Raw genomic sequence first — 7,866 nt, forward strand, 5'->3', positions numbered from 1 at the left:
AGAGCGCGTGCGCCTGTTCCCCGCCAAGTGGGCCAAGACCCTGCTGAAGTACGGCCCGCGCTGGCTGCTGGGCATCCTGGTGACGGCGTTCGGCGTGGCCTACACGGCCGGCGTGGTCGAGATCGACGCCGTGCGCCGCCTCGACAGCCTGCTGGCCGGCGAGCGCATGAAGCTCGAACCGCCGGTGCTCGACCCCCGCATCGTCATCGTCGACATCGACGGCAAGGCCCTGACCGAAGTGGGGCGCTTTCCGTGGAGCCGCAACATCCAGGCGCGGCTGGTCACGCAGCTGACCCGGCACTACCAGGTCAGCGCCATCGGTTTCGATATTTCCTTTCCCGAGCCGGACACCAGTTCCGGCTACGGCGTGCTGGAGCAACTGTCCAACGGCGAGTTGAAGGACGTGCCGGCGCTCAGGCAGCGGCTGGCCACGCTGAAGCCGGCGATGGACTACGACGGCCTGTTCGCCGCCGCGCTCAAAGGGCAGCCGGTGGTGCTGGGCTTTAATATGTCGGCCGACCAGGTCAAGGGCCAGCTGCCGGCCCCCATCATTACCGAGCAGGACTTGAACGGCCGCGAACTGCTGGCCTATTCCGCGCCCGGCTACGAGGCCAACATCGGCGTGCTGCAGAGCGCGGCCGCCGGCGCCGGCAGCTTCAGCGTTGTCACCGACCTGGACGGCATCGTCCGCACCGCCGGCCTGATCCAGCAGGTGGGCGACAACTACTACCCGGCGCTGTCGCTGGCGACGGCCGGCGTCTACCTGAAGGCGCTGGCGATCAAGCCCTTCCTGTCGCAGACGGTGGACCAGCTGTCGCAAAACCAGCTCTCCAGCGGCGGCTTCGATTCCGTCACCATCCTGTTGCCCGGCAAGCGGCAGCGGGTGATCCCGGTCGGCGAGGCGATGACCACCGTGGTCCAGTTCCGCGGCCAGGGCGGCCCGCGCGGCGGCGCCTTCCGCTACGTGTCGGCGGCCGATGTGCTGGCCGGGCGGGCGCCTCAGGCGCTGCTCAAGGGCGCCATCGTGCTGGTCGGCACCACCGCGCCCGGCCTGGTCGACTTGCGCGCCACGCCCGTCAACCCGGAATACCCGGGGGTGGAGATCCACGCCAACATCATCAAGTCCATCCTCGACATGCGCTTCAAGTCCCGCCCCGACTGGGCCGGCGCGATCGAGGGCATCGTCATCCTGCTGGTGGGCCTGGCGCTGAGCCTGGCGCTGGCGGCGCTGTCGCCGCTGCGCTCCATCCTGCTGGGCGCGCTGGTGCTGGGCGCGGCGGTCGGCGTCAACTACTACGCCTACAGCGAGCTGAATCTGATCTTCAACCTGGCCATGCCGCTGATCGTGATCTTCGCGGTGTTCGTGCTCAACGTCGCCTGGGGTTATTTCTTCGAGGTGCGCAAGGGCCAGGCGCTGGTGTCGCGCTTCGGCGAATACGTGGCGCCCGAGCTGGTGGCCGAGATGGCCGACGATCCGGAAAAATACAATATGGATGGCGAGAGCCGCGAGCTGACCGTGCTGTTCGTCGACGTGCGCGGCTTCACCACCATCTCCGAAGGACTGACGCCCAGGCAGCTGCGCGAATACATCAACCTCTACCTGACGGCAATGTCGGAAGACATCCGCGACAGCCATCGCGGCACGCTCGACAAGTACATCGGCGACGCCGTCATGGCCTTCTGGGGCGCGCCGGTGGCGTTTGCCGACCATGCCAGCCGCGCGGTCGCCACCTCGCTGCTGATGCAGGCTTCGGCCCACCGCCTCAACGACGACTTCATGGCGCGCGGCTGGCCGCCGCTGAAGATAGGCATAGGCCTGAACTCCGGCCTGATGCACGTGGGCGACATGGGCTCGAAGATACGCCGCGCCTACACCGTCATGGGCGACGCCGTGAACCTGGGCTCGCGGCTGGAAGGCATCACCAAGGTCTACGGCGTCGGCATCGCCGTCGGCGAGGCCACCCGCGCCGCCGCGCCGGAGTTCGCCTACCGCGAGCTGGACCTGGTGCGGGTCAAGGGCAAGAACGAACCGGTGGCGATTTTCGAACCGATCGTGCTGGAAAAAGACCTCGATGCCGCCACCCGCGACGAGTTGGAACGCTGGCATACGGCCCTCGCTGCTGTGCGCTTGCAACAATGGGACCACGCAACGCAGATTATTGTTGATTTGTCCGCAACATTTCCAGAGCGCAGCCTTTATTCCCTCTATACTGAGCGCATCACTTACTACCGAGCACATCCTCCCGGCGCGGACTGGGACGGCGTCACCACGTTCGAAACCAAATAGTAAAAAAAGCTCAAAGATGATGGCGAAACAATAAAGCGCAATCTAGCCACAAGCTGGGAAAAAACTGTCTTTCAGACAGCAAAAAAAGTGGCGGCCACGGCAAAGAAGACTACACTGGTAGGTAACATTAGTTACCCACCGGATATACTTTGCGGGGTGCTTTCATCCCTCCTGCACAACCAATCTGAAAACTCGCCTGCGGGGCACCATGACGCCCACGGGCACGAATCCACACCGGATAGAGGATGTCGTTATGAAAGCCCAGACCAGCCGCCCCCCACAACGCCGCGCCGCCGCCGCGCCGCTGCGCCGCAAACTGATCGCCGTGCTGGTGGCCACGTGCTACGCCACGGCGCAGGCTGGTCCGGTCAATCCGTCGGTGGTGGCAGGGCAGGCCAGTTTCAACCTCACCGGCAAGACCTACTCGATCACCAATACGCCCAACACCATCATCAACTGGCAGAGCTTCTCGCTGGCCTCGGACGAGGTGGCGCGCTTCATCCAGCAGGGCGCCGACAGCAAGGTGCTCAACCGCATCACCGGTCAGGATCCGACGCGCATCCTCGGCTCGCTGCAATCGAACGGCAAGGTGTTCCTGATTAATCCGAACGGCGTGCTGTTCGGCGCCGGTTCGCGGGTGGACGTCAACGGCCTGGTGGCGTCCAGCCTGGCGATATCGAACGCCGATTTCCTGGCCGGTAAAAACAACTTCAGCGGCGCCGCCACGGCGGGCAAGGTCAGCAACGCCGGCGCGATCACCACGCCGTCCGGCGGCCAGATCTTCCTGGTCGCGCCGGCGGTGGAAAACAGCGGCGTGATCTCGTCGCCGAACGGCGATGTGGTGCTGGCGGCGGGGCATAGCGTGCAGCTGTTCGATTCGAAGGATCCGAATGTGCAGGTGGTGGTGTCGGCGCCTGCCGACATGGCGCTGAACCTGGGGCAGATCGTGGCGCAGGGCGGCCGGGTCGGCGTGTATGGCGCGCTGGTCAGCCAGCGCGGCGGCATCAGCGCCAACAGCGCGGTGCGCGGCGCCAACGGCCAGATCATCCTGAAATCGAGCGGCACCACGCTGCTGGAGGCGGGCAGCACGACCAGCGCCACCGGCAGCAACCTGAACACGGGCGGCGATATCCGGCTGCTGGGCGCGCAGGTGGGCCTGACCGGCGATGCCGTGGTCGACGCCAGCGGCGCGGCGGGCGGCGGTTCGGTACTGGTCGGCGGCGACTACCAGGGCAAGAACGCGGCGGTGCAGAATGCGCAGCAATCGTATGTGGGCAAGGACGCCGTCATCAAGGCGGACGCCACGGTCAACGGCGACGGCGGCAAGGTCATCGTCTGGAGCGACAAGGCGACGCAGGTGTTGGGCAGCATTGCCGCGCGCGGCGGCGCGGCGGGCGGCAATGGCGGCTTCGTCGAAACCTCGGGCCACTACCTGGACATGCAGGGCAAGGTCGATACCCGCGCGCCCAAGGGCGCCACCGGCCAGCTGCTGCTCGATCCTACCAACATCTATATCGCTGACGATAGTGGCGTTTCCGGTTTGCCGGGTTCACTGGGCAACGCCAACTTGCTGGGCGGTCCGGATTTTGCCGAATCCGGCAGCTTGTCGAATTCACTGTTGTTGACCGGTACACTGACGAGTGCGCTGGCAAGCAACAACGTTACGGTCAACACCGCCAATATCAGCGGCAGCGACAGCGGGAATATCTCCGTCCTGAGCGCGTTCGCGGTACCGAACAACCGCAGCCTCACGCTGACGGCCAGCAACGACATCAGCGTCAACGCAGCGCTCTCGCTCGGCTCTTCAAGCGGCCTGACGCTGACAGCCGCGCATAACATCGGCCTCAATGCCGGCTTGACGCTGGGGCCGTCTAGCGCGCTGACGCTGACCGCAGGGACCGACGTGGCGCTCAACACGGCCATGACGCTGGGTTCATTGAGCACTGCCAGCTTCACTGCCGGCGGCGATATCAGCCTGAACGCCGCAATGACCGGTACCGGCGGTTCGCTGACCCTACATTCGGGTGGGTCCATCGCGCAGCACACAAGTCCGAGCGATGCCTTGACCATCAGCAGCATCAGCGCCATCGCTGCCAACGACATCGTCCTGAATAATCCCAGCAATACCATTGGCACAGCGTCAACCCTGGAAGCAACCGGCGGCAATTTGACGTTGGAGGCGGTCAACATCTATCTCGGGGCCAGCACCGCCGGCGGCACGATGACGGCGATCGCCCATAACGGCGATGTGACTGTCAGCGGCAATCTTAAAAGTGCCGGCAACATGACACTGACCTCGGACAAGACCAACGGGATTGCCACCGTCGGCAATGGCGTCAACCTGTGGTCCACTGGGGGCAATATCGCAATCCAGGCCGACAACATGGGGCTCAACGGCACCATGACCATTGGTGCTACGGCGCACGGCGTGACGTTATTGCCGAATACCGACAACGTTTCGATTCAGGTCGGAAGCGGGGCAATAGATGGCGCCAGCATGCTGGGCCTAAGCCAGGATGAACTGACCGGTATCAGCCTGCCGAACAATGGCTCGCTGACGATCACCGGCCACGGCACTGGCACCGGCAACCTGACCGTAGTGGGCAACCTGGATCTGACGGGGGGGCAGAACCAGGGGACGCTGACGCTGCTCAGCCCGGGCGGCAACTTGCTGATCAACAACGGCGCGGCCGTGGCCAACACGGGCGTGATCAGCCTGATCACGCAGTCCAACGGCGATCACCGCATTACCAACAACGGCAGCGTCACATCGAGCGCCAACATCAATCTTTTCTCCGGCAAGATGACGCTGGACGGCGGCTCGCTCAACGGCACGTCGATCAGTCTGGCCACCACCAATCCGGTCGACATCGGCGCCACCGGCAATCCGGCCAACACGCTGGCGTTGACCAACGCCGATTTGGCCAGTGCGCATTACGGCGCCGGCAACTGGGTGGAAGTGAGCAACCAGAACCAGGTCGCTGCCGGCGATATCCTCGTCAGCCAGCCGCTGACCTATGCGGGCAATTTAAAACTGAGCGCCACCGGCAGCGTAGCAATGCAGGCGGCTGTCACCGCCGGGGGCCTGATACTCAATGCGACCAATAACATCACCGCCACCGATAGCGTCGCGGTCAACGGCGTGTTCGATCTGCAAGCGGGCAACTGGTCGCAGGTCGGCAGCTTGCCGAGCTTCAGCGCTTATGATTTTCGCATCAGCGGCAACGGTAGCTTCGTCCGTGCGGCCGACGGCGACGGCAGCAGCGCACCGTACCAGATCGTCGATGTCTACGGCCTGCAAGGCGTCGGTTCGCTTTCGAGATCGAGCCAATCCTATGTGCTCAACAACGATATCGATGCCAGCGAGACCGCGCACTGGAACCAGACCACGCCGCAGTCGGGGATCTTCTCCGGCTTCAAGCCGATCGGCGACCTCGACCACTCTTACTTCGGCACCTTCAACGGCAACCACAAAACCATCAGCGGCCTGAACATCTATCGCCCGGGCAGCAACCATGTCGGCCTGTTCTCGGTGCTTGGTTCGGGCACGATACAGGACGTCAAACTGACCGGCGCCACGGTCGAGGGCGGCGGCTACACCGGCCTGCTGGTGGGCAGCATCAACTACGGCGGCAACGTCAGCGGCGTCGCCATCGAATCCGACGTCACCGGCAACGGCGCCTATGTCGGCGGCCTGGCCGGCTATTCCAGCGGCAGTATCAGCAATTCCTACGTGATCGGCAACGTGACCGGCAAGAGCGCCAACAGCACCGGCAAGACCGGCGGCCTGCTGGGTGGGCTGGACACCTATGGCAGCTTGAGCGCCACGTATAGCAGCGGCACCGGCAGGTCCAATACCAACGACCTCATCGACGCGCTGGTCGGCGATGGCGGCAACGGCGGTTCGATCGCGAACAGCTTTTTCCAGACCACTGGCGCACCGCAGGTCAGCATCTACGCCGTCGGCCTGAGCGACACGCAGATCAAGCAGCAGGCCAGCTTCACCGGTTTCGATTTCGCCAGCACGCCGGTATGGCGCATCTATGAAGGCAACACGATGCCGCTGCTGAAGGCTTTCCTGACGCCGTTCTCGGTCGACGTCAACGGTCCGGGTTACACCAAGGTGTACAACGGCCAGGCCGGTGCCTACAACCCGGCTTACACCCATCCCGATGTCGGCGGTACGATCAAGTATGTCGGCGGGATCAACGTCGGCACCTACGACACGTTCACCGGCCTGTATTCGACCAAGTACGACATCAGCTACAGCGGCTCGGCGCCGCTGGTCGTCACGCCCGCCACGCTGAACGTCAGCCTGGCCAGCCGGCAGTATGACAACAGCACCTCCGGGACGCTCAGCGGCGCCAACCTGATCGGTTTGTTCCAATCCGATACGGTCACTTTGAACTATGGCGAAGGCAGTTCGGTCCACTATCTCGACAAGAACGCCGGCGTCGACAAGACCGTCAGCCTCAGCGGCCCGCCGCTGGGCCTCAGCGGCGCCAGCGCCGGCAACTACGTGCTCGGATCCAGCATCAAGGGCACGATCACGCCGCGCACCGCATCGACCTGGACCGGCAACAGCAGCAACGGCTTGTGGAGCGACGCCGGCAACTGGGCCTTGAACATCGCACCGGACGGCGCCAACGTGCTGGCCGCGGTCATCGGCGCCAGCGCCGGCACCATCACCTACAACGGCAACGGCGGCGACGCCACGCTCAACACCATCACCGTCGGCAGCGGCAGCCAGCTGGCGCTGACCGGCGGCGCGCTGACGATAGCCAGCGGCGGCAGCAAATCCTACCTGACCGGCGCCACGCTCAACCTCAACGGTGGCGGCCTGGTGCTGAATGGCGCGATGGAAGCGACCTCGCTGACGCTGACCAACGGCGTGCTGAGCGGTACCAACAGCGCCGCCAACCTGACCGTCAACAACCTGACCCAGACCAACGGCAGCATTAACATGAGCGGCTCGCTGACCGTCAATTCCTCGGGCAACATCGCCGTCGGCACCGTGCGGGCGCAGAACGGCATCACGCTGAACGCCGTTGAGAGCGGGTCGATCTCCCAGACCGGCGCGCTGACGGCGGACAGCCTGCACGTGATGGCCTCGAGCGGCATCACGCTGACCAACACCGGCAACCATGTGGGCGCCTTCTACGGCTCCAATGGCACAGGCGGCATCCAGCTCAACAACACCGTCGCCAGCGGCGAACTGCATCTGGGACCGTTGAGCTCCTACAGCGGCAACATCGTCATCGACAACCACGGCGGCATCCGTACCGAAGGCGCTATCGTGGCGGGCAACGGCGGCGGCGTGTCGATCGCCGCGCACAGCCCGGTGACGATCACCGACACCATCACGGGGAATGACATCACGCTGTCGGCCAGCACCGACATCATGTTGATCGGGAACTCGAATCTGCATGCGAACAACACCATCAGCCTGGCCGCGATCAACGACATCGTGCTGGGCGGCCATTTGACGGTGGATTCGCCGAGCGGCAGCATTTCGGCGCTCGCCACCAACGGCAGCATCAGCGTCGGCAGCGGCGGCATTGCCGGAGTTAATGATCGGC

2 protein-coding genes are annotated in these 7,866 nt (G+C 64.5%); both read left to right on the forward strand.

Annotated elements, in window-relative coordinates:
* Positions 1-7: 7 nt before the first annotated feature.
* The gene (locus DUGA2_RS28350; RefSeq protein ID WP_070272664.1) at positions 8-2,287 is read left to right on the forward strand and encodes a CHASE2 domain-containing protein; all 2,280 of its coding nucleotides are present in this window, start codon (positions 8-10) and stop codon (positions 2,285-2,287) included.
* Positions 2,288-2,540: 253 nt separating this feature from the next.
* Positions 2,541-7,866 (forward strand): filamentous hemagglutinin N-terminal domain-containing protein (locus tag DUGA2_RS28355; RefSeq protein WP_070272695.1); only part of this gene is annotated, 5,326 nt, incomplete at its 3' end.

It is taken from the genome of Duganella sp. HH101 (assembly GCF_001758795.1).
In the GTDB taxonomy this organism is placed as follows: Bacteria; Pseudomonadota; Gammaproteobacteria; order Burkholderiales; family Burkholderiaceae_D; genus Rugamonas; species Rugamonas rivuli.